Source organism: Roseibium sp. SCP15 (assembly GCF_040329435.1).
GTDB lineage: Bacteria > Pseudomonadota > Alphaproteobacteria > Rhizobiales > Stappiaceae > Roseibium.
This window is the reverse complement of record NZ_JBDZYI010000001.1, coordinates 529,409-555,655: the sequence shown is the minus strand read 5'-3', so window position 1 is coordinate 555,655 and position 26,247 is coordinate 529,409. Positions and strand designations below refer to the sequence as shown.

Sequence of the window (26,247 nt, the reverse complement as noted above, 5' to 3'; positions counted from 1 at the left end):
TTCAGAACTTGCGAAATGTTGGATACTGTGACCTTGGAAGAAGAGACTTTCAGTCACCTATCGCGCTGGAAAATAGATACTTTTTCTGGAACGGACGCGTTCCTTCAATTTGCCACCGAGCAGTTCTTGCAGGTTCCACGCAACTCAATCGTCGTTCTGGACAATTGAAAACCGCGCGACTCAGTCCAGTTTCTCAGCAAGCTGATCGCTTCATCCGGCGTGAACTCTCTGACATCGCCGCATTTCTCGCAAATCGCGAACGCAGCCGTTCCATGGCCGGAGCAGCCCTTGTGACTGCAAGCGACAAAGGCATTCAGGCTCTCAAGGCGATGCACCATCCCATATTCGACCAGCTTGTCGAGCGCCCGATAGACCTGCAATGGAGCCCGGAACCCATTTTCACGCAGCAGGTCGAGAATCGCGTAGGCTGTCAACGGCCCTCCTGCATCTGACAGGGAGCCGAACACCAGAGCCTGGTTTTTCGTCAATTCAGGATGCGATGCATGGGCTGTCACGAACGATCTCCTTGTATCTTCGTTCTATTCCTTCTCACAAGAATCCCCCCGGGGACAAGACTGACTATGAACAGCACCATCGCGGCAACCACAATGGAAGGTCCGGAAGGGGTGTCGTAATTGAGAGACGAATAGAGGCCTGCGACAACAGACACCGCCCCGGCGATAGCCGCAAGAACAGCCATCTGCTCGGGTGTGGCCGACAGTCTGCGCGCCGCCGCGGCCGGAATGATCAACAAGGCCGTGATCAGCAAAGCGCCGATAATCTTCAGTGAAATTGCGATGACCACCGCGGTGAGGAGCATGAAAATCAGTTCCGCACGTTCCGGCTTAAGTCCTTCTCCAGCAGCAAGATCAGGGCTGACGGTCGCGGCAAAAAGCCGGCGCCACACCAACACCAACACCAGCAGAACCAACCCGCCACCAGCGTAGATCATCGCGATATCCAGTCTGGTAACAGCCAGAATGTCCCCGAACAGCAGCCCGAGAAGATCGACACGTACCCAGGTCATGAATGCGAGGCTGACCAGACCAAGCGCAAGGGCTGAGTGGGAGAGCAATCCCAGGATCGCATCGGATGACAAGGTGTCACTGCGGCGCAGGGATAACAGCATCACGGCAATCACGACGGATACCGCACCGACAGCCAGCGTCGTGTTCACCTCAAGCAGCAAAGAGAGTGCGACACCCAACAGCGCCGCATGGGACAGAGTGTCGCCGAAATAGGCCATGCGCCGCCAGATTATGAAACAGCCCAGCGGGCCCGCCACAAGAGCGACACCGACGCCTGCAACGAGTGCACGGGTAAAAAAATCATCGAGCATCGGTCATTCCAGTTTTTGCCGGCTGGCCGTCATGGGCGTGATCATGGTGCTCCCCCGGGCAATCCGAACACATCGTCCCATCAGCGTGACGAACCTGACCATCCGGCAAATGCACATGGTCGTGATGGTGCTGATAGACTGCAAGTCCTGCTCCGGCTCGTGCACCAAACAGAGCATGATATTGATCGCTCTTGCTTACATCCGAAGGTGTTCCGCGACAACACACATGGCCGTTCAGACAGATGACCTGGTCAGCGGCCGCCATGACGACGTGCAGATCGTGCGAGATCATCAAAATGCCGCACCCGAGCGAGTTTCGGATCTCGGAAATCAGATCATAGATCGCGATTTCACCGGCATAATCCACTCCCTGGACGGGTTCGTCCAATACAAGAAGGTCGGGAGAACGGGCAATAGCTCGCGCAAGCATCACGCGTTGCGTCTCGCCGCCGGACAATGTTCGCATTTCCGCATTGAGCAACCGTTCAGCACCTGTTTGCGCCAGGGCTCTTCGACAGTCTGCGTCCGACAAGGGGTTCGTCAGTCGCATGAACCGCCCGACACTCAGCGGCAATGTCCAGTCAATCGTCAGTTTTTGAGGGACATATCCAACCTTCAGTCCCTTGTTGCGAAATGATTTACCCTCGGAAGGATTCAAAATCCCGAGTGCCATTTTGGCAGTTGTCGACTTGCCGGAGCCGTTGGGCCCGATCAGAGTGACGATTTCACGTTTGGAAACAGACAGATCAACACCGCGAACGAGCCAATCGCCCCCCTTGCGGACCCCTGCCCGTTCCAATCGAACCAGCTGGTTTTTTGAACCTGTCATAGTTGAAGTAATCCGTCCTGCTGAGCTGCGGCACCAAACTTTGGCGTTATATTATTACACAAGTAACAGTCAAGCCCACAGCTTGCACCATGATTCAGCGATGTTTAACAGTCCCAAAGCATTAGTGGTTGCAGTATTCTTTCAATCTCACATCTGATTCAGGATCGGCCGATGATATTTCCGTGCATACTCTCTGGTGGCGTAGGTTCCAGACTGTGGCCACTTTCCCGGACCGACCGGCCGAAACAGTTTCTGCCTCTGTTTGACGGCATGAGTCTTTTTCAGAAAACATGCAGAAGGGTCAATCATCCGGGGTTCAGCGCGCCAATCGTAATCGGCAGCAACAACCACCGGTTCCTTATTGGAGAACAGCTCTCGGAACTTGACATCGCCGCCAATGCGATTGTTCTGGAGCCGGTCGGAAGAAACACGGCACCACCGGCACTCATGGCCGCCCTGATTGCTGCCGAAACCGATCCGGAGGCCCTAATTCTCCTGCTGCCGTCAGACCACCTTATCGGCAAGGAAGATGTCTTTCTGGAGGCTGTAACGGCCGCTGAAGTTGCAGCGCGGGCTGGAGAAATCGTCACCTTCGGCATAACTCCGACAGAACCGAACACCGGCTACGGATACATCAAGGTCGCCGCCGGTGATGCGCCCGTGCGCAAGGTTGATGCCTTCGTTGAAAAGCCAAATCTCGCCCGGGCTGAATCATTTGTAAAAGATGGTGGCTATGTCTGGAATGCAGGCATTTTCCTCTATAGCGCGAAGACGATGATTGATGCTTTCAAGAAATATCAGCCAAAGCTCTATCAGGATATCGTCGCAGTCATGAAATCCCGCCACAGTGACCTGGATTTCACCAGGCTCGATGCGGCTGGATTTGAGCAGCTTGAGAACATATCCATAGACTATGCGATCATGGAAAACGCGCAGAATGTCGTTTGTGCTCCAGTTGCTCCGGATTGGGATGACCTTGGATCCTGGTCGGCCATCTGGACCGTGCTTGAGAAAGACGAAAACGGCAATTCAGGCTTGGGAGACGCCCGTTTTCTGGATAGCAAGGATTGCCTGGCCTATGCAGAACAGGGCTTGGTGTCCGTTATCGGCCTTGACGACGTGATGGTTATTGCCACCGGGGACAGCGTTCTCGTTGCGCACAAGGACAAGGCCCAGGACGTCAAGACGATTGTCGAGCAACTGAAAGCGGAAGGCCGTGACGAAGTTAACCGGCATCCGCGAGCATACAAGCCTTGGGGCTACACCGAGCGCATCAATGCGGGAGATCGTTTCGCGGTCCAATCAATGATGATCAAACCGGGCAAGCGCCTCAGCCTGCAGAGCCACCTGCACCGTGCGGAACACTGGGTGGTCGTTTCCGGTACGGTCGAAATCACCATCAATGGCGAGAAAAGACTGCTGACCGAAAATCAATCGGCCTACGTACCTCTCGGAGCGCAGCATACCCTGCACAATCCCGGCAAAATTCCGGTTCAGATGATTGAAGTGCAGTCCGGCACCTATCTTGACGAAGACGACATCCTTCGCCACTCGGACACATCACAATAAGAACAACCAACCCGTCGCAGGTGTGACACGTTCTTGCCTTCCAGACGGATTTCCGGCAAGACTTGGCGCACATTACCGCTTTTGGTCCATTGAACTATCGCGATGCGCGCAACGATCAGGAACAAATTTATGCACCACGTCTTTATCTGCGACTATGTCCGGACTCCGATTGGCAGGTTCGGCGGCTTGCTTTCTTCGGTGCGTGCAGACGATTTGGGTGCCATTCCGATCGAAGCCCTGATGGAACGCAACCCCGACACTGATTGGGCCGATGTCGATGATGTCTTTTTCGGGTGCGCCAACCAAGCAGGCGAAGACAACCGGAACGTTGCACGAATGTCGTCTCTGCTTGCCGGTTTGCCGGATACCGTTCCGGGGCTGACGCTCAACCGGCTGTGCGGATCGGGCATGGACGCCGTGATGACTGCCGCAAGAGCAATCAAAAGCGGAGAAATGGATCTGGCGATTGCGGGCGGCGTGGAAAGCATGTCGCGCGCGCCCTTCGTCATGCCCAAGGCAGAAACGGCCTTTTCCCGAAGCACAGAAATCTTCGATACAACGATCGGGTGGCGCTTTGTAAACCCATTGATGAAAAGCCAATACGGTATCGATTCCATGCCGGAAACGGCAGAAAATGTGGCCGAGGAATTCTCCATCTCCCGTCAGGATCAGGACGCCTTCGCGCTTAGAAGCCAGCAACGGGCTGCCATTGCGCAGGAGTCCGGACGTTTTGCTGAAGAAATTGTTCCGGTCATGATCCCCAAGCGCAAAGGGGATCCGATGCTGGTCGACAAGGACGAACACCCACGAGCCGGTACAACTCTTGAGTCCCTTGCAGGCCTCAAGACGCCATTTCGTGAAAACGGCACGGTGACCGCAGGTAACGCATCCGGTGTCAATGACGGCGCAGCAGCCCTGCTGATTGCGTCGGAAGCAGCGGTGCAAAAACACAATCTGAAGCCGATTGCCCGACTTGTCGGTGGTGCAACCGCCGGCGTGCCTCCCAGGATTATGGGCATCGGTCCGGCTCCTGCCACGCGCAAACTTTGTGCTCGCCTGGGAATCGCCGTTTCCGAATTCGACGTGATTGAACTCAACGAAGCCTTTGCAGCTCAGGCGGTTGCCGTGATGCGCGATCTTGGACTTGCCGAAGATAGCGAAAACATCAATCCGAACGGCGGTGCGATTGCACTCGGTCATCCTTTGGGAATGTCGGGAGCACGGATCACCGGGTCAGCGGCACTCGAGCTGAAAAAACGCGGGGGAAAATTGGCCCTTGCAACCATGTGCATTGGCGTCGGCCAGGGGATCTCCGTCGCCCTGGCTTCAGTTTAAGCTTTCAAAGATGAGGGCCAGCGGAAGCGCGCGCAACACCCGGAAACTGGTTTCGGCCACCTGACGGCCCCACAGGTTCAAAGCTCACCTTGCGCAGTTGCAGACTTTCTGCTGCAAGTGCGAGCGTGTCGCCTTTTGCCTGGTGAGACATCTTTTTTTCAACTTCCTGCAATCTCTCAGCAAGCCGTTCGAACAACATCGTCGGCATGCGCATCGTTGCAACGTAAAGAGAGACCGCTTCGTCAGCCGCCTTGCGCCAGCTGACCTGCCTGACCTCTGTGTAGGCACCGTGCGCCAGATTCTTCAATTCGACGGCGTCTTCAACCAAAGGACGCACAACCTTTACTGCTTGCTGCGGGTCACCGGACACCACAATTGCTGCAAGCAGGGAAAAGAAAGCAAATACAAATACATGCAAATTTCTGACTAGAAAACGCATCACAACCCCAAGCACAGGTTAACAAACCGTTAAGCTATCTATGGTCGTATTTGATGTGTTTGATATAGGCAACTGCCATTCTTCAGTTTTAAGTTGTATTTTAAGTAGTATAGTTAACGTCTGCAGGGGCGTCATAGCCGCAGATGGTGCCCTTCCATACAGCGCACAATTCCGAGAATTCACGCTCTCCAGCGCAAGGAAATCTAAATTTTTAATTGCTGAGTTACCGCGTTTTTAGCGCCTTTTGGGGTACCTTCCGTGCAATTGGAACGGAGATTGGCGTGACCGACAATTCAGGAGATTTGAAGCTTTCCGCGACCGGATTATTGCTTCTCTTGCTGGCTGCCACGATGCTCCTTTTCGCGGATGCGGGGCCACCTCACCCAAGCAGCGCCCAATCCAATGCGATCTATCGCGGATTCGTTGAATGAGTAATTGCGAAAGCTTCCCGACCTCTTCAAGACAGTTGCCGGCTAGCGCGGGCTTCTCCGTCTGCTGGCAGCTGCGACCGGGACAGCCCGAAGCTCGTTTTCAAACTTGAAACGCGGAGCTATTCGGCGAGTACCGCCTCCCCCGCTGTTGTCACCGAGCAACATGATTGCAGATCCGATAACCACGGACCCGAGCGTTATCACCAGACCGAAACCAAGCATGAGAACAGGAAGAACGGGATCCTCCGCAGCTGCCACCAAAGTGCGCAGATTTCCGATATTCGCCCAGAAAATTCCGACGAGCACGAGAATTGCTATCGCGACACCAGCTATTCCATTGACAAACAAGAGCCTGAACAGAGGGTCCTTCGGCAGTCTCATGAAAGGGAACTCCTTCTTTCCGTTTGGCTTTTTCCGCGACACACCTCACGGCCGGGGCAAACCCAACGAAAAGCGTAGTCGGTCCTCCACCAAGTCTACAACCTGTAAAATAGGACAGTGTACTGCAGTCTGACAGTCCTTACGCTCCATTTACCCTTCTCAGTTTTTGTGCATCGCACCCTTGATTGCTTGCGAAATGATATATATTAGACCGATATATCGAGCCAACATATGCAGCTTCCTGCAATTCGAATTGGTGTTCTGATTCGAATTGCAACCACAGAGAAGCCCGCCACGCCGGGAGGACGCTCCCGTGCACGGAGAAGCAAATGAGCGTACGCAGCTTGTGCCTTGCAATTCTGTCCTTCGGGGATGCGACCGGATATGAAATCCGGAAGGAATCCACCGACGGCCGGTTCAGCTATTTCGAAGATGCGAGCTTTGGTTCCATCTATCCGGCGCTTGCGAGGCTGGAATCGGAAGGTCTAGTGACGGTTCGTGAAGAACCCCAAGCGGGCAAACCTGCCAGAAAGGTCTACTCGATCACCGAGGCAGGCCGGACCGAATTCATCAGTTCCCTGTGCGAGCCACAGGCGAAGGATACCTTCAAGTCTCCCTTTCTCCTGATTGCGCTGAACGCAGCGCAACTGCCGCCCGATGTCATCCGGCGCGCCCTGGAGCGGCGCAAGGCACAAGTTCAGGAAGAATTGCGGCTTTTGACCGAATGCAGCCAGCAAAAGGAAGGGTGCAGTCACCCGGGGTCCAGCTGGACGCAGAATTACGGCATTGCCTGCATGAATTTTACCCTCGCCTATCTGGAAGAGCACGGCGAGGCCTTGATCAAGATTGCTGAAGACGCCGCCAAGCCTGTTGCAACGGCGGCCGAGTAAGCCAGAGTTTCGGAGTAACGAGAGAATGCACGTGAAGTTTTCATATATTTTGGCGGCGGGTCTTGCCGTTGGTATCGGCATCTGGATGTCAAGCGGGTCAGTCGTTGTCGGTGGTGTTGGCGACGGTGAAAATGCGACGCCGGCTCCGGCAGACCGAATTGCCGAAGGGACTGACAGCATTTTCCGGGTGAAGGTTCTGGAACTGACGGCTCAAGACCGGCAGGCTGTTCTGGAGGTTCGCGGGCGGACCGAAGCTGAAGCCAAGGTGGCTGTGCGGTCCGAAACGACCGACGATGTCGTCAGACGTCCAGTACGCGAAGGTGCGCGGGTTTCTGCCGGCGACATATTGTGTGAGTTGGATGCAGGTACCCGTGAGGCCCGAATTCTCGAAGCTAAGGCGGCACTTGCTCAGGCTGAACTTGATCACACCGCGGCAACACAGCTTGCGAACAAGGGCTTCACCGCGCAGACACGCGCGGCGGCCACACAGGCTTTGCTCGATGCGGCAACAGCTCGGGTGAAAGAGGCCGAACTTGAGCTCGAGCGCACAATTATCCGGTCACCGATTGACGGTGTCATCGAAAGCCCGATGGCGGAAATCGGGGCTCAGCTTTCCAATGGCGGTATTTGCGCAACCGTTGTGAATTCGGACCCGATGATTGCAATCGGACAGGTTTCCGAACTCAACATTGGCCAGATCTCGCTCGACATGCCCGCCGATGTGCAGCTGGTCACGGGTGAAACGCTTCACGGCAAGGTTCGCTACGTCTCCCCGTCCGCCAACCCTGATACCCGGACCTTCCGTGTAGAGGTGGAGTTGCCGAACCCGGATGGGCGTGCGCGTGACGGTGTCACCGCTGTTACACGTTTGCCGCTGCCGGTAGAGAAAGCACACAAGATTTCTCCCGCAATCCTGACGCTGAACGACGACGGTCAGGTCGGCATTCGTGCCGTTGGCAAAGACAACAAGACCGCCTTCTACCCGGTGAAAGTTCTGGGTGGAGAGAACGACGGTCTGTGGGTCGGCGGACTTCCTGAAAAGGTTTCCGTCATTGTTGTTGGCCAGGAATATGTCGGCGACGGCGAAACTGTGGAACCTGTTCTTGAAACCGCTGAGGTCAGCCAATGATAAACATGCTCGAAGGCGTCCTGCGGCGTCCCAAGACGGTATTCGTGCTTATGCTGGCGCTCCTGATCGCAGGGGTTTTCAGCTATATCAACATTCCGAAGGAAGACAGCCCGGACATTGACGTTCCGGTGTTCTATGTCTCCATCCAGCAACAGGGCATTTCCCCAGAAGACGCCGAGCGCCTGCTCATCCGTCCGATGGAAACGGAATTGCGCGGTCTTGACGGGTTGAAGGAAATCACCGCGATCGCCTCCGAAGGTCACGCGGGTATTGTCCTTGAATTCGACATTTCGTTCGACAAGGACGAAGCGCTTGCAGATGTTCGCGACAAGGTGGATGCCGCCAAGGGTGAGCTTCCTGCCGACGCTGAAGAACCGACAATCTCGGAAACCAACTTTGCGCTGGTTCCGACGATCACGATTGCGCTTTCAGGCAACGTACCCGAACGCACGCTTTACCAGCATGCCCGGCGGCTGAAGGATCAGGTCGAGGCCATCGACACGGTACGCTCCGCGGACCTCAAGGGACACCGCGAGGAGCTGCTTGAAGTCCTGATCGATTCCGAAAAGCTCGAATCCTACGCGATCACCCAGCAGGAATTGTTGACCTCGCTTGCCAATAACAACCAGCTGGTTCCTGCAGGTTACATCGACGGCGGACAGGGCCGCTTCAACGTCAAGGTTCCCGGCCTCGTAGAGACCGCGCTTGATGTCTACTCTCTGCCGATCAAGCAGTCTGGCGAAGGTGTTGTAACCCTTAGCGACGTGGCTGAAATCCGCCGCACCTTCAAGGATGCTGACAGCTACACGCGCGTGAACGGCAAGCCGGCAATCGCTCTTGATGTCACCAAGCGTATCGGCACCAACATCATCGAGAACAACCTTGCCATTCGCGCGGTTGTTGACGAAGCGTCCAAGGACTGGCCGGAAACGATCCAGGTCGACTACATGATCGACATGTCGTCGAACATCTTCGAGGTTCTGGGGTCGCTCCAGTCTTCGATCATGACGGCGATCTTCCTCGTGATGATCCTGGTTCTGGCGGCGCTTGGGCTGCGTTCTGCTCTGCTTGTCGGCCTTGCTATCCCGACCTCGTTCATGGTCGGCTTCCTGATCCTGTCAGGCATGGGCTACACGGTGAACATCATGGTGATGTTCGGTCTCGTGCTGACCGTCGGTATGCTCGTTGATGGCGCCATCGTCATGGTCGAATATGCCGACCGCAAGGTGCATGAAGGCATGGAGGACCGCGAGGCTTACATCCGCGCCGCCAAGCTGATGTTCTGGCCGATTGTCTCCTCGACCGCGACCACCCTCGTGGCGTTCCTGCCCATGTTGTTGTGGCCAGGCGTTGCCGGCGAGTTCATGAGCTACCTGCCGATCATGGTCATTATCGTCCTGACGGCCGCTCTGCTGACCGCCATGGTGTTCCTGCCGGTAACCGGTGGCATCTTTGCGGTAACCACACACTTTATTGCAAGAAACGCCGCAGGTGTGCTGGCATTCGTGTTTGGAGTCGTCGCGGCAGTAATGACCGTGCTGTACTTTATCTCTGGCATTGACCCTTCAAGTACATTTGGCGAAAGTTTCGTTACCTATCTGCTCGCTGGATTGACTGCGTTAGCGGTTTTTGCCGCAGTGACGGTCGCGTCGTATTTTACGGTTCGGCCTTTCGTTCGGTGGTACAGACGACTGATCACGTCCAGAGTCGCCAAAGAAAAGCAGAAGCCCGTTAAGCGGCATCGTTCTGTGACGTTCGTGTCGCTAGTTTTCGAAGCAGTCGCGATCGGATTTGCAGCTTACTTTGCCTATTTCCTGGCAACGAGTCGTCCGGCGATCATTACAGACTCAATTGGGTCTTTGTTTGCTTCCTTGGCAGGCTTGGCGAAGCCACTTGCGGTGCTCACGCACCCGATTGCGCTGAATGTCGGTTTCTATCTTGTTCTGTGTGCATTGACTCTGATTGCGATCTGGGCAGCTTACAAGACTATCTCCCCGCTGGTTCACCTGCTCGAATGGGTCTTTGACGGTATCCGCCAAAAACTCAGCTTTGGAAGCCGCAATGGCGGATCTGTCAGCGACAAACCTGAAGAGCTTCAGTTTGATGCAAGCACAGTTCAAGGCTTTACAGGCTTGTATGTGCGTCACCTAAAGCTTCTGGCAGGTAACCCATTTGGAAACATCCTGACAATTGTCGTCGTTCTCGGCGCCTGCGTCGGGATTCTCTTCACATTTGCGTCGAACCCGACGGGTGTCGAGTTCTTCGTTGATGAGGAGCCGGACCAGGCAGTGGTTATGGTTTCCGCCCGTGGCAACATGTCCGCCGCGGAATCGCTCAAGATTGTCGAACAGGTTGAAGCTCAGGTGCTTCAGGTTGCCGGTATTCAGAATGTCATCACCTCTGCCTTCCCTCCGGGAGGTGGCAGTGGTCCGCAGTTCATCGGCGGCGTACAGGACAAGCCGGCTGACGTGATCGGCGAAATGTCACTGGAGCTGGCGAAATATTGCTGCCGCCGAAAAGCTGTAGACATTTTCGCTGAAATCCGTGACAGGACCGCAGACATTCCGGGCATCAAGGTTGAGACCCGGAAGATCGAAGGCGGCCCCCCGACCGGCAAGGACATCCAGCTGGAAGTCAAGTCGACCGACTACGACACCATGGTGGAGCAGGTTGCCCGCATCCGCTCTCACCTGGACCAGATGGAGAACCTGCTCGATCAGGAAGACGGACGTCCCCTGCCCGGCATCGAATGGCAGATCACCATCGACCGCGAACAGGCTGGCCGCTACCAGGCGGGCATCGGTTCCGTCGGCAACATGGTTCAGCTTGTGACCAATGGCGTCCTGATCGGCAAGTATCGTCCGACGGACTCGGAAGACGAAGTCGACATTCGCGTCCGCTTGCCAGCCGACGAGCGCACGCTCGACCGGTTCGACCAGCTGCGTTTGCAGACGCCGCTCGGCCTGGTGCCGATTGCCAACTTCATCGACCGGTCACCGGAACAGAAGGTGTCTTCGATCACCCGGCGTGACGGTCTCTACTCGATGATGGTGAAAGCGACTGTCGACCAGAGCGCAACGGACGAGGACGGCAAGCCGGTTACGGTCGATGCCAAGGTGCAGGAACTGAACGAATGGCTGGAGGCTCAGGTCTTCCCTGACAATGTCTTCCTGCAGTTCCGTGGCGCCGATGAGGACCAGAAGGAATCGGGCGAGTTCCTGATGAAGGCGATGGTCGCCTCCCTGTTCCTGATGTTCCTGATCCTGCTGACCCAGTTCAACTCGTTCTACCAGACGTTCCTGACGCTCTCGACTGTCGTCATGTCTGTGATGGGTGTGCTTCTGGGCATGATGCTGACGGGACAGAAGTTCTCGATCATCATGACAGGCACCGGGGTCGTGGCGCTTGCCGGTATCGTGGTGAACAACGCCATCGTTCTGATCGATACCTATAACCGCTTCCGCCACGATGGCTTTGAACCGCTGGATGCAATCCTGAAGACGTCCGGTCAGCGTATCCGTCCGATTCTGCTGACAACAGTAACGACGATCATCGGCCTGATCCCGATGGCAACCGCCGTCAACCTGGACTTCTTCACCCAAACCGTTGCAGTGGGTGGTATCACCGCAATCTGGTGGATCCAGCTGTCCACGGCGGTGATTTCGGGGCTCGCTTTCTCAACGATCCTGACGCTGATCATGATCCCGGTCATGATTGCCGTTCCGAGCACCTGGGTCAGGGCGTTCTGGGCAATCTGGAATTGGTTCAAGAAGAAAGACGCCGAAACGGCCGAAACCGTTCCGTCAAGCGAAGGCGGCGAGCCAAATGTGGATCAGGACGTGGAATGGACAGATCCGGAGCAGGAAAAAGAACGCCCTGCTGCCAAAGTCGTCTCCATGCCCAAACCTGCGCCGCCCAAGGTTCCGCAACAGGAGGAACTGCCGCACGCGGCGGAGTAGAGCGTCTACATTCCGATTAAGATCCGAAGGGGCTGCGCATTGCGCAGCCCCTTCCTGTTTGAGCTCCTGACATCGTTTCCTTTCAATCAGCCTTGCAAGACTGTTTTCAAAAGGACACCCTTGCCAGGGATCGAGAAGAAAGTACGACATGGACCATCGCCAGTTCATAGCTGGACTATCGGCAAAAGAGCGTGCTGACCTGACAGAAAAATCAGACAGCAAGGGGCTTCTTGCCCTCGGCTTGCATTTGGGCGGCATTCTAATCTTCGGCGGCATGATCGCTTACGGCGTTCCGGGCTGGCCCTTGTTCATGGTGCTTCAAGGCATCCTGATCATGTTTTTGTTCACGTTGCTTCACGAAACCATCCATCGCACGGCCTTCAAGACAGTCTGGATCAATGACTGGGTGGCCAAGCTTTGTGGCTTCCTGATCCTTCTTCCATCGAACTGGTTCAGATACTTTCACTTTGCCCATCACAGACATACTCAGGATCCGGATAACGATCCGGAACTTGCCGGAGGCAAACCTGAAAGCTGGCGGCAATACATCGTTCATGTGAGCGGTCTTCCGACCTGGGCAAGTGAGATACGCACCCTGGCAAGCAACGCCATGGGAGGGTGCCGCGACGGCTTTGTTCCCTCTTCGGGACGCAAGAAAGTTCAGCGTGAGGCAATTGTCTCTCTGGCTCTTTACTGTGCGCTCGCGCTCTTCTCGGTCGCCGTCCGGTCCGATCTTCTTCTTTACGTCTGGATTATTCCCTGTCTCCTTGGCCAGCCGTTCCTGCGTCTCTACCTGCTTGCCGAACACGGCCGCTGCCCATTCGTCGCCAACATGCTGGAAAACAGCCGGACAACGGCCACAAATGTTCTTGTGCGCAGGTTGGCCTGGAACATGCCTTATCACGCGGAGCACCACAGCTATCCGGCTGTTCCATTCTTCAAATTGCCGATATTGCACAAACTCATCGAAAGTCATCTGGCTTCCACGTCGGACGGTTACCGGCAGTTTCACCGGGACTACGTTTCCGGCTTCAGAGGTAAAGAAACCTCCCATCCCAACTCCTGAACGCAGGTTCGAACGCCACTTGGCGCCCCTCCCCACATCGAAAGAGCGTCGATGAGGACCCGAAACATCTTGCCAATCGGTACCGACAAGGAATATAGTTGCTTAATACAACTATATGGAATTTACACGATGTCTGCCTCCCCCATTCTCGTCAACGATATCCGCGCCGCCTCGCGACAGCTGGTGCGTGAACTTGGGTTTCTCGACAAGACGATCGCTGGAACGGATCTGTCCGCCTCCGGTGTGCACGCCGTTCTTGAAATCGGCCTCAATCCGGGCCTGACCGCAAAGGACCTTGCAGCGAAACTCAAACTCGAGAAATCGACCATCAGCCGCCTTCTGAAGTCACTGGAAAATCGAGGGGAAATCCAACAGACCAGATCAGATACCGATGGCAGGGCTTTTGGTCTGAGCCTGACAGACGTCGGGAAAGAGACACTTGAAGCCATCGACCGGTTCGGCGATGACCAGGTACATGGGGCGCTCTCACGCATTCGGGGAAGCAATGCGCAGGCTGTGGCTGAAACCCTTGCAGCCTATGCGGACGCCCTTTCACCGGACCAGGAAAGCAATGCCGACACGGCGCACACATACGAGATTGTCGAAGGCTACCAGACCGGTATGATCGGAGATGTCGCCGCGCTTCACGCCCGAACCCACGGTCCCATCATTGGCATGGGGCCGACCTTTGAAAGCGTTGTTTCAAACGCGATGGCCGAATTCATGCCCCGGATCGGCAATCCTGTAAACAACAGCTGGTGCGTGGTGGAAAACGGCGAGATCATCGGATCCATCAGCATTGATGGCGAAGACCTTGGAAACAACATTGCGCATTTGCGCTGGTTCATTCTTTCAGAGCGGCTTCGAGGCCTGGGACTGGGCAAAGATCTCCTGCTCAAGGCCCTTGTGCACTGCGATGAACACGGCTTTGAAGAAATCCATCTTTGGACCCTGAAGGGCCTGGATGCGGCCCGCAGCCTTTATGAAAGAAACGGCTTTGAACTGGCTGACGAATATGTCGGAGATCAGTGGGGCAAATCCGTAACCGAACAGATGTTTATTCGGCGCAAACCCTGACGTTCCACATTCACGGTCCCCATAGCGCAGGTTCCTGCCAGGGGACCGGAACCACCAGTTTTCCTTTCAACCCGGCGCCGTATTCATTCAACTCCACTGACTGCCAAGCCTCCTGCCATTCTTCGGGCAACGGAAATGGTGCTGACACGCCCGTTTCCGGCCTGAAGCCAAACCGGCTGTAGTAGAGCGGATCGCCCAAGACCAGACTGCTGACCGCCCCCAGTTCCCTGCACTTTTCCAACCCGCTGCGGACAAGCCTGCTTCCAACTCCCTGTTTCTGGTATTCAGGGAGCACACAAAGCGGACCAAGCAGCGCAACAGGTAGTGAGCTCGTTTCGACGGTGCACATCGTGAATGCAATATGCCCCACGATGTCACCATTGATGACAGCGACCTCGGAACAGACGCGGTCTTCACATTCCAAAAGACTGCGAACCAGCGGCATCAAGTCCTCATCCGGAAAAGCTGCTCGATAGAGAACCTCCAAGACCGGCAAATCGGAAATGGAGCATGCTCGCAACATATGTTCTCCGCTCACGTCTCACCTCGCATTCAATCCATGTAAAGCTCTGGAAAGACTATGTCCGGAACATCGTTCTTCGGTCAATTTGGTCTGCAATTCGATCTCGTCAGGTCGCTGCTTGCAATCAGGCCTTGGTGATCGAGTTGCCACCATCACACAGCATTGCGGACCCGGTCACAAATGAACCGGCGTCAGACAGCAAAAACAGTGCAGCTCGGGCAATTTCTTCCGGCTGAGCCATTCGCTTGAGCGCATGCAGCCCGGCAATATATTCGTGGAAGGCAGCATCATCTCCGGCCATCTCTGTCTTTGTACCACCAGGCAAAAGCGCATTCACCCTGATGTTCTCTGTGCCATGTTCCACGGCGAGCACCTGCGTCAACCCGATCAACCCGGCCTTTGCGGCTGCATAGGCGGCCATTCCAGGCAAACCGATCGTGTGACCGACAAAAGTCGATGTGAAAACAATCGCCCCTCCGCCGACGGTTTTCATTGCCGGTATCTGGTGTTTTGCCGCCAGAAAGGCGCTGGTGAGATTGGTGGTGACCACATGGTTCCAAGTGTCGAGATCCATGTCCGAAACAGGCCCCAAGTCTCCGAGGGTTCCCGCATTGTTGAATGCACCGTCCAGCCCGCCGAAGGTCTCAATCGCAACGTCGACCGAAGCTTTTGAGAATTCCGGATCGGTCACATCACCTGCAAAGATCGCAATCCGGCCCGCGGCATCTGGCAAGGAGGCCCTGACCTCTTCCAACCGGGCCTTTCGCCGAGCTGCGAGTACCAGGTTCGCCCCGGCCTCGGCAAAAAGCTTCGCAGCTGCAGCGCCAATTCCGCTGCTGGCTCCGGTAATCAGAATGGTTTTTCCGTGTAACATTTCTGGCTCCTCATTTGATTGAGGATGCCTATTTGAAGCAGATATTCGCGTTCAGAAACCCGATTTGCGAGTATCGGCCCGAAATCTCAACCGCCGTGATCCTTGTCCCGGTCGGCAATGTTGTCGAGATCAGTGTCGCATTCATCGCCATCACCGCCCAGCGCAAGGTTCTCATCGGCAAGAACGAGCTTGCGATGCGCCTGCCATGAGAATGGAATGGTCAGCAGATAAAGAACGGCGCCACCAGCCAGCATTCGGAACGGATAACTGACGGTCAGAGCAACGACCAGAACCGCGAACACGAACAGTGGCAAGACAAAGTCGCGGCGAACACGAGTTCCGAGCGTCTTGCCGGAGTAGGTTGGCAATCGGCTGATCAACAGATAGGCAATGCCAATTGTATAGGCGGCAACGAAAGCCGCTTCGGCAAACCAGTGTGGAAACAGTCCGAGAAAATCCAGGTAAAGCGGCAAAAGAACAGTCAGAGCCCCAGCCGGCGCCGGCACCCCGGTGAAAAAACGGGAAGCCCAGGCCGGTTTGTCAGGATCATCCAGAGCAACGTTGAACCGGGCCAATCTCAAGGCAGACGAAATTGCAAATATCAGCGCCGCGATCCAACCGAGATTGCCTGCATCCTTCAGGATCCACAGATAGAGCATCAAGGCCGGCGTTACGCCGAAATTGACGAAGTCGGAGAGTGAGTCCAGCTCGGCACCGAACCTTGAAGTGCCCTTCAACATCCGGGCGACGCGACCGTCCAGTCCATCCAGAACAGCTGCAAGCAGCACGGCACCGACCGCAAACTCCCAACGCCCTTCGAAAGCCATTCGAACGGCAGTCAGTCCCGAGCAAAGCGCCAGTAGGGTCACCATGTTCGGCAGGATCAAGCGCAGTGGAACGCGCCTGAACCGAGGCGTTTGCTGCATATTGCTGTTGTCGGTATCCGGCATCTGGTTCACGCGTAACCTCAGCTCACACGCGTCAGGACTTGACCGGCCGCTTCGGCCTGCTTGAGATCGGCCAGTACCGTCTCACCCGCGATCATTGTTTGACCAAGCGCGACCTTCGGCTGCGTTCCGACCGGGAAATACACATCCAGACGTGAGCCGAACCGGATCAGCCCAAACCTGTCGCCTGCGGAAATGGACTCCCCTTCCCGCACGAAACAGACGATACGGCGCGCTACCAGTCCGGCGATCTGAACTACGCCGATCTGCGTGTCGCCCGTGTCGATCACCAGACCGTTCCGCTCGTTGTCGTCACTTGCCTTGTCGAGTTCAGCATTCAGGAACTTGCCGGCCCTGTAGGCCACACGCAGGATCCTGCCGCTGACCGGTGCACGGTTCACGTGGCAGTTGAACACGTTCATGAAGATCGAGACCCGCATCAACGGTTCGCTACCCAGCTCCAGCTCTTCCGGCGGACGTGCCAGTCCGACATGGCTGACGACACCATCAGCCGGAGAGATGACCAGTCCTTCTGCAACCGGAGTCACTCGTTTCGGATCCCGGAAGAAGTAACAGACCCAACCGGTCAAAATGAGACCGATCCAGAACAGCGGATCAATGAACCAGCCGACGACAAGCGTTGCCACCAACGCTATGGCAATGAACGGCCAGCCCTCCCTGTGGATCGGGACCATGGCTTTGGTGACTGAATCTACAATCGACATCAAAATCTTCCGATTTCAGACCAGGTGCGGTCTGCTTTTAATTCCGGCGGTCTGCGACCCTGAAATTGCCGAGTGCCGAATATGCACCTGATGCGCTTATCTTTCCCACCGCTTCTAGAGGCTTTTTCAGTCAATGAGAACCGGCTTTTAAGGAAAATCATGTTGTTTGCCGCTGCCTTTCCCCTAACTTCGATGCGCTAGGCAAGCGATAGTCTGTTTCCCAGTAGGCAGGCCTGCCGTATTTGGAAAGAAGAAAGTCCACAAATGTTGTGATTTTGGGTGGAATAAACTTCGCTGGCGGATAGACCGCATAGATGTTTCCTGTCCGAGCAATCGGAAAATCCGGCATGACTTCAACAAGCCGGCCATCTCGAAGATCTTCCCAGACATGCGCCAATGACTTGACGGTCAGACCCAGTCCGAAAATGGCTGCGTCATAAGCAAAGTCGCCGCTGTCTCCCGAGATCACCGGGTTTGTAATGTGATAGGCGATCTCTCCCTCCGGCCCCTGAAAGTACCAGACCGGCATCGGCTCGAACCCGATACAGTCGTGAGATCGCAAGTCGTCGGGCGATTTCGGCATTCCCTTGCGCGAGATGTACTCGGGACTGGCGCACAAGACCCTTTGATTGCCCCCCAGTTTGCGCGCGATCAGGCTTGAATCGGGCAGCGGAGCTCCGCGGATTGCCATATCGTAGCCCTCATCAACGAGATCCACGATGCGATCCGTCATGTCCACGTCCAATCTTAGATCGGGATAAAGCTGCCGATATTCCAGAAGGTAAGGCAGAATGTGCTTGCGCCCGAAAAAAACGTTCAACGAGATCCTCAAAGTGCCGCGCGGCGTATCCTCCGAGGCGTCGATCAAGGCCTTGGCCCGGTCCATTTCTCCCAGAGCATTGCACGCGTGGCGCAAGAAGACCTGACCGGCCTCAGTCAAACCTGTACGCCGAGTGGTTCTGGCGACAAGTTGAGATCCGAGCTCCTTCTCCAGATTGCTCAACCTGCTGCTTGCCGCCGACGGCGACAAACCGAATTCCCGACCCGCGGCCGAAAGGCTTCCCAGCTCGGCCACTCTTTTGAAAAACTTGAGATCGTCCAGACGCATTATTCGAAACTTTCGAAAGATATGTTCGAGATTAGCCCAATTCTTCGAAAGAACTCAATATGGGATAACCGGCTCAAAGATTGAAAGGAGCCGAGCATGATGCATACCGGAGATATTTTTGAGCAGCGCGCCCGAGCCGCCCGTCATCGTGAGCTGCGTGCGCTGGCACGAGCCTTATCGGGTTTTCTTTTCCGCCCGATGACGGGTCGAGCCGTGGGACAAATCCCTGCAAGCCGGGCCCTCTATCCCGTCAATGACCAGAGGGTGCACGATAAAGACCATGCTGCGTGAGATCGGCCCGGCAAAGGCGTGGTTAACGATACCGACGACATCTCGCCTCCGTGGAGTTCGATAAACAATTTGTAAGCTCATTTTGCAAATTCTCATCTTGCCTTGAGAAGAGACGCCTGCCAGAAACACGCTGTTCTCAGGGCGGGGTGAAATTCCCCACCGGCGGTAAGCGGCAAGTGCCGCAAGCCCGCGAGCGCCTTCCTTTTTGGAAGGGTCATGCAGACCAGGTGCGATTCCTGGGCCGACGGTCATAGTCCGGATGAAAGAGAAACTGCGGCCAGGCCATCAAAGGTGGCTCGGTGTGCATGTGATCGCCTTGGGTGACGTGTCACTAACTACGGAGATCAAAATGACACACACCCGCTACGCCTTTATCAAAGCCGGCTGGCACTCAGATATTGTTGACCAGGCCCTTGTCGGTTTTCAGCATGTAATCCCGTCCGACAACATTGACGTCTTCGACGTTCCCGGCGCATTCGAGATGCCTCTCGCCGCACGTGACCTGGCCCAGACTGGAAAATATGCTGCGATCGCGGCCGCTGCGCTCGTCGTTGACGGTGGCATCTACCGCCATGATTTCGTTGCCCAGGCTGTCGTCAGCGGCCTGATGCAGGCCGGACTTGATACAGGCGTACCGGTACTGTCCGTTTCCCTGACACCGCATCACTTCCAGGAAACCGATCACCACAAGAAGATTTATCGGGAACACTTCGTTCTCAAGGGCCGTGAAGCTGCGGAAGCTGCGCTTCGCATAGGCGATTTCCGCGCCCAGATCAAAGCCTGATCGGGGACCGCGAAGGAGGGTCTCCCCTCCTTCGCCCTCACATCACTTTGCCGGAACGTAATCTGCAGTCTGACCGCGCGTGACAATCCCAAGATCGTCGTTTTCCCGGGCTGCACGCAGACGCTCTTCGGCCTCATCAGCTTCGCGCTGGCGGGCCCACATGGAGGCATACAGCCCACCTTTTTCCAAGAGCTCCATGTGCTTGCCACGTTCTGCAATCTGCCCCGCTTCCAGAACAATAATCTGATCCGCATTGACGACGGTCGACAGGCGGTGCGCGATGACAAGCGTGGTCCGGTTCTGGGAGACTTCGTCGAGAGCCGACTGGATCTCCCGCTCCGTATGTGTGTCGAGCGCGGATGTCGCTTCGTCCAGAATGAGGATCGGTGGTGATTTCAAGATGGTTCGTGCAATCGCCACGCGTTGCTTCTCGCCACCGGAAAGCTTTAACCCGCGTTCACCGACTTCGGACGCGTAGCCTTGAGGCAGCCTTTCGATGAAATCATGGATCTGTGCCATACGAGCAGCTTCGACAACCTCCTCATCGGTCGCCTCCGGCCGGCCGTAGCGGATATTGTAGGCAATCGTGTCGTTGAAGAGCACCGTATCCTGCGGAACCATGCCTATGGCGTGACGCACGCTATCCTGGGTAACGTCGCGGACGTCTTGTCCGTCGATTTCGACAGATCCACCTGTGACATCGTAAAACCGAAAAAGCAGTCTGGAAATGGTGGACTTGCCCGCTCCTGAAGGCCCGACGATTGCGATGGTCTTGCCTGCAGGAACCTCGAAATCGATGCCTTTCAGGATCGGCCTGTCCGGATCGTAGTGAAAGCGGACATCCTTGAAGGCAATCTTGCCTTCCACGGCCCTCAGTGGCTCGGCATCCGGCTTGTCCTGGATTTCTGCTGGTACGAGCAGCAGATCAAACATCGCTTCGATATCGGCGAGGCCCTGACGGATTTCCCGGTAAAGGTAGCCAATGAAGTTCAGAGGGATAGAAAGCTGCATCAAAAGCGCATTGATGAGCACGAAATCGCCGATATTCTGTTCACCAGCCATGACCGCTTTGGCAGACAGCCCCATGCAGGCAGCCATGCCAACGCCCAGGATCACTGCCTGACCGAGGTTCAACCAGGCCAGCGACGTCCAGGTTCTTGTTGCCGCCTTCTCGTATTTGGCCATGGAGACATCGAACCTTTCAGCCTCCATCTTCTCATTGCCGAAATACTTGACGGTTTCGAAGTTCAGCAGACTGTCGATGGCTTTTGAATTCGCATCCGTATCGCTGTCATTCATTTCCCGGCGGATATTGATGCGCCAATTCGAGGTCTTGATGGTGAACCAGACATAGATCACGATCATCACCGCGACGATGACCACATAGAAGAATCCGAATTGGTACCAGATCACCGCTGCCATAATGGCGAATTCCAGGATGGTCGGGAAGCCATTCAGAACCGTGAAGCGGACAATGGACTCAATGCCCTTCACGCCACGTTCGATCACACGGCTGAGCCCACCCGTCCGTCGCGCCAGATGAAATCTCAGGGAAAGACGGTGCAGATGCTGGAACGTCAAATATCCCAACTGGCGGACGGCATGCTGACCGACACGAGCAAAGAGTGCATCGCGAAGCTGGTTGAAGGCGACAGCCAGAACGCGCGCTGCGTTGTAGGCCAGAACCAGCATGACTGGAGCGACAATAAAGGCGGGAAGATCGGCTACTTCTCCGGTCAGCGCGTCGGTTGCCCAGGCAAAGAAATACGGAGACAGGACAGTCACGATTTTCGCAATCACAAGCGCGAATATCGCCAGAAGGACCCTGTTCTTCAGATCCGGGCGGTCAGACGGCCAGATGTAGGGCCAAAGGTTTGCCAGTGTCGTGAGCGTATTGCCTTCGTCGGCACTGACTGCCTTTCGGCCCTGTGCCTGGCTGGATTGGCTGCCTGAAGCCGCGGCCGAAGGCTTTCGCGGCGAGGTGGCTGAATGATCGGACAATACTATTCTCCAGACTGCTGTTTGCAGCCGTCTATCTGCTGATTGGTCTCGGCAACCGGGCTATGTGCGGTGGATGTGTCAACGCCGAGTGAGTTCAGGTGGGTCCAGAATTCTTGAGAGCAATGAGCCGCTTTGCCGAGAATCTCACGATTCAAGAGGTAGTGGCAGTTTCGCCCACGTGTGTCACAAGTCAGGAGGCCTGCTTCCTTCAGCACCTGCAAATGCTGAGAAACAGTCGACTGAGCCAGTGGAAGGTGGTTCACGATTTCACCGCAACAGGCTTCTTCCTGTGCGGCCAACTGCTTGATAATGGCCAATCGCGCCGGATGTCCCAGCGCCCGAAAAATCGCAGCGAGCTCTTCACAACTCGCCAGACCTTCCTTCGAATCCGCGCAAGCTCCTGCATGCGGAGCCTTCGTCCCGCTCATTCGGCCACTCCCTCGCTCACATCAATTTGTCTCATCGGTGATATGCGATGAATTGACCAAAAAACAAGAGGCGGAAACAAAAAGGCTGAAGACCGTCTCCGATCTTCAGCCTTCTGATGCATTTCCCAAGGACTGGCTTCAGCCGTTCTGCTCTGTATCCTCGGCAGGTTTTGGCCAGTTCAGGTCACCTTCGGGTGTCAGGAACACCTGCCCCGGATAAATGAGATCCGGATCGCGGATCTGGTCCTGGTTGGCCTGATAGATCGTGGTGTAACGCACCCCGTCACCGTAAAGACGACGGGAGATGCGCCAGAGGTTGTCACCCTTGCGAATGATCACGACCGGAAGAGCCTTTTGAACCGCAGCTTCCTGGCTGTTTCCACTGCCACTTGCCCCGGACGCCACAACTTTTGTCAACACGACCTGTTGATCCTGTTCCTTTTCGAAAGTCACTGCCGCGCGTGCATCAACCTTGCCACCATCCTTGGAAATCAGATCGGCCCGGACTTCCACGTTACCCTCAGCAACGTTCTTGGTCCCCTCGACAAGCCACTTGCCGCTGGCATTGACCTGCGCCTCGCCCTGGAACTCTTCACCGACATAAACCCGGACGGACGAGCCCGGCTCACCGGTGCCGGCGACGTAGACCTTGTCTTTTTCCGACTCCACGGCCTCAACGGTGACGGTTCTCCCGGACGTTTGAAGCGAATCCTGCGCATCCGATCCCACCTGCGTAGAACCTGTCGAAGTTGCAGCAACCTGGGTGTTGGTGCTGGCTTCGGAGCCCCCTGCCTGTGAAGCTTCAGACGATGCAGGCTGGGTATCAGTCGAAGATGCGGTCTGCGCTGATTGGGCCTGAGAAGCGGTTGTTGTAGCTGTGTCGGCAACGGATGTGGAAGTTGCAGTTTCGTCAGCTGAACTGCTGTTGGCTGCTGCTGTGCTGCCAGATGAAGGTTCATCCTGAGCGGTCGAAGAAGCGTCTTTCGGCAAAGAGGCTACCTCGGTTTCGGTTCCACCCTGTTCCTCATCGGCCGGGGTACCACTTGCCTGGTCGGTCCCGGTTGATACAGCAGGCTTGCCTTCCGATGGTGCATCCGTTTTCGCGGTGACAACCGCTTCGCTTTGCCGTGCGCCTTGGGCGCCGGACTGCGCAACCACTACCTCGGTTTCAGGTTTCTGCAAGATGTCAGAAGGACCTTCTGGCGAGTTCAGGACGACAAGGGGCTGTTCCTTGCCGTCTTCAGGAACTGAGACAGCCAAGCGCTGCCCGGACTGCTCAATCGACTTGCCTTCTCCATCGTGCACTTCAAGGCCAACGTCGTAGTCACCGGGCTTCAGCGGCTCATCAAGGATGATGGTCCACTCACCTGCTTCGTTGGCAATGCTCTTTCCAACCACTTCACCATTTGCCGTCAAGGCAACGATCGCTCCAGCATCCGAACGGCCGGCCACAACGGTCTCACCTGTGGGCTCGACGCCAACAACATCGAAGCTGGGCCCTTTCACCGCTGAATCAGGGACAGGCGCTTCTGCGGTTTGCTCTGCAGTAGACTGGGATGTGACGTTCTCTGCCGGACTATCTGCAGGCTTCGCAGCTTCGGCGGTCTTTTCCTGCGTTTCCTCAACCGCTTTGGCCGGGGCGGACTGTGTGTCTTCAGCGGTCTGGAATGGAAGACGTCCTGTATCCCGGTAGACATAGCCCGTTGCCAGCGCGGCCAGTCCCACAGGCACCGCCACGATCAAAGTCCAGATCAATGTCTGTTTATTCATTGCTCATCCCAACCAGAAAAGCCGGCAAACCCTGGCTGGCATTTCTGTATCTCTTCGGTCTGTAAGTTGCGGCATTCAGGGGCGTTCCCCCTTGCCGTCACAAATTCTTTATTCGGCCCCATGCATAGCTCTTCTTTGAAGGCTCGGCAAGAAAACCTGCTTGTGAACCAAGGTCTTTCAAACAGAATGCTTGACCTGCGGACAGTCACAATGCACATCTTGCGTTATGAATACGGTTTCACAAAATCAGCTCAAAAGCGTCTGTGTTTACTGTGGCTCTAGCTTCGGCTCAGATCCATCTCACGAAGCAGCGGCGACGCGTCTCGGCCAGCTCATAGCGGAAGCCGGCCTGCGTCTCGTTTACGGCGGCGGCTCTGTAGGCCTCATGGGTACTGTCGCCAATTCGGCGCTTGAATCTGGCGGTGACGTTACAGGCATTATCCCACACTTCCTGGAAAAACGGGAAGTCATGCTCGACACCCTGGAAGACCTCATCGTCACCAAGGACATGCATGAGCGCAAACACCTGATGTTTCAAAAGTCCGACGCGTTCATCGCCCTGCCGGGTGGTATCGGGACATTGGAAGAAGCGGTCGAAATGATGACCTGGGCACAGCTCGGTCAGCACAAAAAGCCGGTACTTCTGGCAAACATCCACGGTTTCTGGTCACCATTGCTCGAATTGTTCGATCACATGCGGGCACAAGGCTATATCCGGCCGGAGACCGAAGTGCCGTATCTGGTGGCAAATCAAATCGAGGACATCCTGCCGATGCTCTCGCAGGCAGTCTCGGGCGCATCACCCAAACCGCCGGGTGACTTTGCTTCCATGTCCGACCTGTAGCGCAAAATCCGGTTGGGAAATTGCTGGATCACGGCACATTCTGAAAAGACAAAGCCGTGATCACTGCGACTTCAGTGCAGTTTCGGCAAAGTGATACAGTTTTCTGGAAAACGTATTTTACCTTACGTTATGCAAATAACGATAGGCTCGCGCAATGTCGTCAGATGTATATAGTCCCGTGCATCAATTTGAAGTCTCTTGAATTGGATAGTAACGTCGCCAAAAGAAACAGCAGTTACAGGCAGTTCCATGCAAACAACTCTCCTGGTTGAAGACGCTTCGTTCTTTGAAAAGGCGATCGTCAAGAAATTGCATGAAGTCGGCAGACACCAGATCATGGTTGCACGCAGCTATGATGAAGCGGAAAACTGCCTGAATTTGCCCATCGGCGAGCCGGACCTGGCGCTCGTTGACCTGACCTTGCCGGACGCTTCAAACGGCGAGATCGTGGATCTGTGTGCAAAGTGGAACATTCCGACGATTGTCTTCACCAGCCGTTTCGATCCAAGAACGCGCAGCAAGATGCTCAGCAAAGGCGTCATCGATTATGTTCTGAAGGATTCCCCCGGTAGCCTGGACTATGTCGCTGAACTGATCAGAAAACTTGCGCAGAACCCCGATATCGGCATCCTCGTGGTCGATGATGCCACGGTGGAACGTGAAGCGATTTCGCAAATCGTCTCCAAACATCTTTATAAAGTGTATCAGGCTTCCTCTACCGATGAAGCGTTGAAATGCCTCAAGGAAAACAAGGACATCAAGCTCGTCCTTGCTGACTACTTCATGCCGGGAAAGGATGGCTTCGCTTTTCTGAAGACCATTCGGCGCCATCACAGCTCGGAAGAAGTCGGCGTGATCGGAATGTCTTCCTACGCCAATTCCGACAACCGGGTCAGGTTCCTGAAATACGGCGCTGCTGATTTCGTCGACAAGAACTGCTCGCCGGAAGAACTGCTGCTTCGGATTTCCCAGAACCTGGACTACATCTACCGCATCGAGGAACTGAACAACCTGGCAATGCGGGACTCGTTGACAGGGCTCTACAATCGCCGCTTCCTTCTGGACGAAGTTTCCAACGAAGTGAAATCCTGGCCCTCATCCACCGAAAGCAAGCATTGGCTTGCTCTGCTGGATCTCGATTCCTTCAAGGATATCAATGACAGTCTCGGCCACGATTTCGGCGACGCCGTACTGAAGAGTTTTGCCAAGCACCTGACGGAGCTTGCCGGTGACAAGGATATCGTTTCCCGCCTTGGAGGCGACGAGTTCTGCCTGGTGTTGCGAAACCGCAGCGAAGACGACGTCGTGCGCAGCCTTGAAGAATTGCTGCAAACCATTCAATCCTCTCCGGTCTCTCACAGTGGAGAGAACCAGAAGATCAAGGCCAGTATCGGCCTTGCGCCTCTGCTCGACGGCAATCTTGCCCAAGCGTTGAAAGAAGCAGACCTGCGCCTCTATTCCGCAAAGCGTACAGGTCGCGGGCAGCTGGTCTCTGGCGATTGATACTG

At 55.6% G+C, this 26,247-nt stretch carries 24 protein-coding genes and 1 riboswitch; of the genes, 11 read left to right on the top strand and 13 right to left on the bottom strand.

Annotated features, from left to right (window positions below; all coding sequences use genetic code 11):
- Nucleotides 1-104: 104 nt before the first annotated feature.
- Genes ABLO27_RS02525 through ABLO27_RS02515 form a run of 3 tightly spaced genes read right to left on the bottom strand, consistent with a single transcriptional unit; the run spans nt 105 to nt 2,168 of the window.
- Entirely contained in the window at nt 105-515 is a 411-nt protein-coding gene (locus tag ABLO27_RS02525) for a Fur family transcriptional regulator (RefSeq protein WP_353030234.1), read from the bottom strand.
- Nucleotides 512-1,339 (bottom strand): metal ABC transporter permease, encoded by an 828-nt coding sequence (locus ABLO27_RS02520; RefSeq protein WP_353030233.1) that lies wholly within the window; start codon nt 1,337-1,339, stop codon nt 512-514. The genes ABLO27_RS02525 and ABLO27_RS02520 overlap by 4 nt, the downstream gene beginning before the upstream one ends.
- Complete coding sequence (locus ABLO27_RS02515; RefSeq protein ID WP_353030231.1) at nt 1,329-2,168, bottom strand: metal ABC transporter ATP-binding protein; 840 nt, start codon at nt 2,166-2,168, stop codon at nt 1,329-1,331. The genes ABLO27_RS02520 and ABLO27_RS02515 overlap by 11 nt, the downstream gene beginning before the upstream one ends.
- 171 nt (nt 2,169-2,339) lie before the next feature.
- Between ABLO27_RS02515 and ABLO27_RS02510 the strand changes: the two genes are divergently transcribed.
- Together ABLO27_RS02510 and pcaF are read left to right on the top strand one after the other, a co-directional pair.
- On the top strand, nt 2,340-3,737 hold the full coding sequence (locus tag ABLO27_RS02510) for a mannose-1-phosphate guanylyltransferase/mannose-6-phosphate isomerase (protein WP_353030229.1): 1,398 nt from the start codon (nt 2,340-2,342) through the stop codon (nt 3,735-3,737).
- 129 nt (nt 3,738-3,866) lie between these two features.
- Nucleotides 3,867-5,072, top strand: coding sequence for a 3-oxoadipyl-CoA thiolase (gene pcaF, locus ABLO27_RS02505; RefSeq protein WP_353030228.1), 1,206 nt, complete (start codon nt 3,867-3,869; stop codon nt 5,070-5,072).
- A 4-nt stretch (nt 5,073-5,076) separates the two neighbouring features.
- On the opposite strand, the gene ABLO27_RS02500 is transcribed toward pcaF, so the two are convergent.
- Complete coding sequence (locus ABLO27_RS02500) at nt 5,077-5,511, bottom strand: hypothetical protein (protein ID WP_353030227.1); 435 nt, start codon at nt 5,509-5,511, stop codon at nt 5,077-5,079.
- 281 nt (nt 5,512-5,792) lie between these two features.
- Between ABLO27_RS02500 and ABLO27_RS02495 the strand changes: the two genes are divergently transcribed.
- The gene (locus ABLO27_RS02495) at nt 5,793-5,942 is read left to right on the top strand and encodes a hypothetical protein (protein ID WP_353030226.1); all 150 of its coding nucleotides are present in this window, start codon (nt 5,793-5,795) and stop codon (nt 5,940-5,942) included.
- Between the two features lie 42 nt (nt 5,943-5,984).
- On the opposite strand, the gene ABLO27_RS02490 is transcribed toward ABLO27_RS02495, so the two are convergent.
- A complete protein-coding gene (locus ABLO27_RS02490) occupies nt 5,985-6,323 on the bottom strand; it encodes a hypothetical protein (protein WP_353030225.1) in 339 nt (112 codons plus the stop codon).
- Nucleotides 6,324-6,652: 329 nt separating this feature from the next.
- Between ABLO27_RS02490 and ABLO27_RS02485 the strand changes: the two genes are divergently transcribed.
- From ABLO27_RS02485 to ABLO27_RS02465, 5 genes are all read left to right on the top strand, one after another.
- Complete coding sequence (locus ABLO27_RS02485) at nt 6,653-7,213, top strand: helix-turn-helix transcriptional regulator (protein ID WP_353030224.1); 561 nt, start codon at nt 6,653-6,655, stop codon at nt 7,211-7,213.
- 25 nt (nt 7,214-7,238) lie between these two features.
- Nucleotides 7,239-8,342, top strand: a complete 1,104-nt coding sequence (locus ABLO27_RS02480; protein WP_353030223.1) for an efflux RND transporter periplasmic adaptor subunit — start codon at nt 7,239-7,241, stop codon at nt 8,340-8,342.
- Entirely contained in the window at nt 8,339-12,301 is a 3,963-nt protein-coding gene (locus tag ABLO27_RS02475; protein WP_353030222.1) for an efflux RND transporter permease subunit, read from the top strand. The genes ABLO27_RS02480 and ABLO27_RS02475 overlap by 4 nt, the downstream gene beginning before the upstream one ends.
- Before the next feature lie 148 nt (nt 12,302-12,449).
- Complete coding sequence (locus ABLO27_RS02470; protein ID WP_353030221.1) at nt 12,450-13,367, top strand: fatty acid desaturase; 918 nt, start codon at nt 12,450-12,452, stop codon at nt 13,365-13,367.
- A gap of 129 nt (nt 13,368-13,496) precedes the next feature.
- Nucleotides 13,497-14,444 carry a bifunctional helix-turn-helix transcriptional regulator/GNAT family N-acetyltransferase gene (locus tag ABLO27_RS02465; RefSeq protein ID WP_353030220.1) on the top strand — a complete coding sequence of 316 codons (948 nt, stop codon included), beginning with the start codon at nt 13,497-13,499 and terminating at the stop codon, nt 14,442-14,444.
- A 10-nt stretch (nt 14,445-14,454) separates the two neighbouring features.
- Here ABLO27_RS02465 and ABLO27_RS02460 read toward each other — a convergent pair whose 3' ends face one another.
- The 5 genes from ABLO27_RS02460 to ABLO27_RS02440 all read right to left on the bottom strand — a co-directional run bounded on the left by ABLO27_RS02460 (nt 14,455) and on the right by ABLO27_RS02440 (nt 18,621).
- The gene (locus ABLO27_RS02460) at nt 14,455-14,967 is read right to left on the bottom strand and encodes a GNAT family N-acetyltransferase (protein WP_353030219.1); all 513 of its coding nucleotides are present in this window, start codon (nt 14,965-14,967) and stop codon (nt 14,455-14,457) included.
- Between the two features lie 124 nt (nt 14,968-15,091).
- Nucleotides 15,092-15,841 carry an SDR family oxidoreductase gene (locus tag ABLO27_RS02455; RefSeq protein WP_353030217.1) on the bottom strand — a complete coding sequence of 250 codons (750 nt, stop codon included), beginning with the start codon at nt 15,839-15,841 and terminating at the stop codon, nt 15,092-15,094.
- Between the two features lie 86 nt (nt 15,842-15,927).
- Nucleotides 15,928-16,791, bottom strand: coding sequence for a CDP-alcohol phosphatidyltransferase family protein (locus ABLO27_RS02450; RefSeq protein WP_353031683.1), 864 nt, complete (start codon nt 16,789-16,791; stop codon nt 15,928-15,930).
- Between the two features lie 17 nt (nt 16,792-16,808).
- Nucleotides 16,809-17,513 carry a phosphatidylserine decarboxylase gene (locus ABLO27_RS02445; protein WP_353030215.1) on the bottom strand — a complete coding sequence of 235 codons (705 nt, stop codon included), beginning with the start codon at nt 17,511-17,513 and terminating at the stop codon, nt 16,809-16,811.
- A gap of 157 nt (nt 17,514-17,670) precedes the next feature.
- On the bottom strand, nt 17,671-18,621 hold the full coding sequence (locus ABLO27_RS02440; RefSeq protein WP_353030213.1) for a LysR family transcriptional regulator: 951 nt from the start codon (nt 18,619-18,621) through the stop codon (nt 17,671-17,673).
- 419 nt (nt 18,622-19,040) lie between these two features.
- Nucleotides 19,041-19,188, top strand: a riboswitch (FMN riboswitch).
- Between the two features lie 73 nt (nt 19,189-19,261).
- Between ABLO27_RS02440 and ABLO27_RS02435 the strand changes: the two genes are divergently transcribed.
- Complete coding sequence (locus ABLO27_RS02435; RefSeq protein ID WP_353030212.1) at nt 19,262-19,696, top strand: 6,7-dimethyl-8-ribityllumazine synthase; 435 nt, start codon at nt 19,262-19,264, stop codon at nt 19,694-19,696.
- 42 nt (nt 19,697-19,738) lie between these two features.
- On the opposite strand, the gene ABLO27_RS02430 is transcribed toward ABLO27_RS02435, so the two are convergent.
- From ABLO27_RS02430 to ABLO27_RS02420, 3 genes are all read right to left on the bottom strand, one after another.
- A complete protein-coding gene (locus tag ABLO27_RS02430) occupies nt 19,739-21,577 on the bottom strand; it encodes an ABCB family ABC transporter ATP-binding protein/permease (protein WP_353031681.1) in 1,839 nt (612 codons plus the stop codon).
- A 122-nt stretch (nt 21,578-21,699) separates the two neighbouring features.
- Complete coding sequence (locus tag ABLO27_RS02425) at nt 21,700-22,125, bottom strand: ArsR/SmtB family transcription factor (protein ID WP_353030211.1); 426 nt, start codon at nt 22,123-22,125, stop codon at nt 21,700-21,702.
- Nucleotides 22,126-22,263: 138 nt separating this feature from the next.
- Complete coding sequence (locus tag ABLO27_RS02420; RefSeq protein WP_353030209.1) at nt 22,264-23,895, bottom strand: LysM peptidoglycan-binding domain-containing protein; 1,632 nt, start codon at nt 23,893-23,895, stop codon at nt 22,264-22,266.
- Nucleotides 23,896-24,121: 226 nt separating this feature from the next.
- Here ABLO27_RS02420 and ABLO27_RS02415 point away from each other — a divergent pair, with 226 nt between their 5' ends.
- Both ABLO27_RS02415 and ABLO27_RS02410 read left to right on the top strand, forming a co-directional pair.
- Entirely contained in the window at nt 24,122-24,739 is a 618-nt protein-coding gene (locus ABLO27_RS02415; protein WP_353030207.1) for a TIGR00730 family Rossman fold protein, read from the top strand.
- Between the two features lie 249 nt (nt 24,740-24,988).
- Complete coding sequence (locus tag ABLO27_RS02410) at nt 24,989-26,242, top strand: GGDEF domain-containing response regulator (protein WP_353030205.1); 1,254 nt, start codon at nt 24,989-24,991, stop codon at nt 26,240-26,242.
- Nucleotides 26,243-26,247 lie beyond the last annotated feature (5 nt).

Coding starts and splice junctions, on each gene's coding strand:
- ABLO27_RS02500 (WP_353030227.1), bottom strand. CDS start 5,511: ATGCGTTTTCTAGTCAGAAATTTGCATGTATTTGTATTTGCTTTCTTT.
- ABLO27_RS02460 (WP_353030219.1), bottom strand. CDS start 14,967: ATGTTGCGAGCATGCTCCATTTCCGATTTGCCGGTCTTGGAGGTTCTC.
- ABLO27_RS02480 (WP_353030223.1), top strand. CDS start 7,239: ATGCACGTGAAGTTTTCATATATTTTGGCGGCGGGTCTTGCCGTTGGT.
- ABLO27_RS02465 (WP_353030220.1), top strand. CDS start 13,497: ATGTCTGCCTCCCCCATTCTCGTCAACGATATCCGCGCCGCCTCGCGA.
- pcaF (WP_353030228.1), top strand. CDS start 3,867: ATGCACCACGTCTTTATCTGCGACTATGTCCGGACTCCGATTGGCAGG.
- ABLO27_RS02435 (WP_353030212.1), top strand. CDS start 19,262: ATGACACACACCCGCTACGCCTTTATCAAAGCCGGCTGGCACTCAGAT.
- ABLO27_RS02485 (WP_353030224.1), top strand. CDS start 6,653: ATGAGCGTACGCAGCTTGTGCCTTGCAATTCTGTCCTTCGGGGATGCG.
- ABLO27_RS02440 (WP_353030213.1), bottom strand. CDS start 18,621: ATGCGTCTGGACGATCTCAAGTTTTTCAAAAGAGTGGCCGAGCTGGGA.
- ABLO27_RS02475 (WP_353030222.1), top strand. CDS start 8,339: ATGATAAACATGCTCGAAGGCGTCCTGCGGCGTCCCAAGACGGTATTC.
- ABLO27_RS02510 (WP_353030229.1), top strand. CDS start 2,340: ATGATATTTCCGTGCATACTCTCTGGTGGCGTAGGTTCCAGACTGTGG.
- ABLO27_RS02445 (WP_353030215.1), bottom strand. CDS start 17,513: ATGTCGATTGTAGATTCAGTCACCAAAGCCATGGTCCCGATCCACAGG.
- ABLO27_RS02515 (WP_353030231.1), bottom strand. CDS start 2,168: ATGACAGGTTCAAAAAACCAGCTGGTTCGATTGGAACGGGCAGGGGTC.
- ABLO27_RS02455 (WP_353030217.1), bottom strand. CDS start 15,841: ATGTTACACGGAAAAACCATTCTGATTACCGGAGCCAGCAGCGGAATT.
- ABLO27_RS02450 (WP_353031683.1), bottom strand. CDS start 16,791: ATGCCGGATACCGACAACAGCAATATGCAGCAAACGCCTCGGTTCAGG.
- ABLO27_RS02470 (WP_353030221.1), top strand. CDS start 12,450: ATGGACCATCGCCAGTTCATAGCTGGACTATCGGCAAAAGAGCGTGCT.
- ABLO27_RS02410 (WP_353030205.1), top strand. CDS start 24,989: ATGCAAACAACTCTCCTGGTTGAAGACGCTTCGTTCTTTGAAAAGGCG.
- ABLO27_RS02420 (WP_353030209.1), bottom strand. CDS start 23,895: ATGAATAAACAGACATTGATCTGGACTTTGATCGTGGCGGTGCCTGTG.
- ABLO27_RS02520 (WP_353030233.1), bottom strand. CDS start 1,339: ATGCTCGATGATTTTTTTACCCGTGCACTCGTTGCAGGCGTCGGTGTC.
- ABLO27_RS02490 (WP_353030225.1), bottom strand. CDS start 6,323: ATGAGACTGCCGAAGGACCCTCTGTTCAGGCTCTTGTTTGTCAATGGA.
- ABLO27_RS02425 (WP_353030211.1), bottom strand. CDS start 22,125: ATGAGCGGGACGAAGGCTCCGCATGCAGGAGCTTGCGCGGATTCGAAG.
- ABLO27_RS02415 (WP_353030207.1), top strand. CDS start 24,122: ATGAATACGGTTTCACAAAATCAGCTCAAAAGCGTCTGTGTTTACTGT.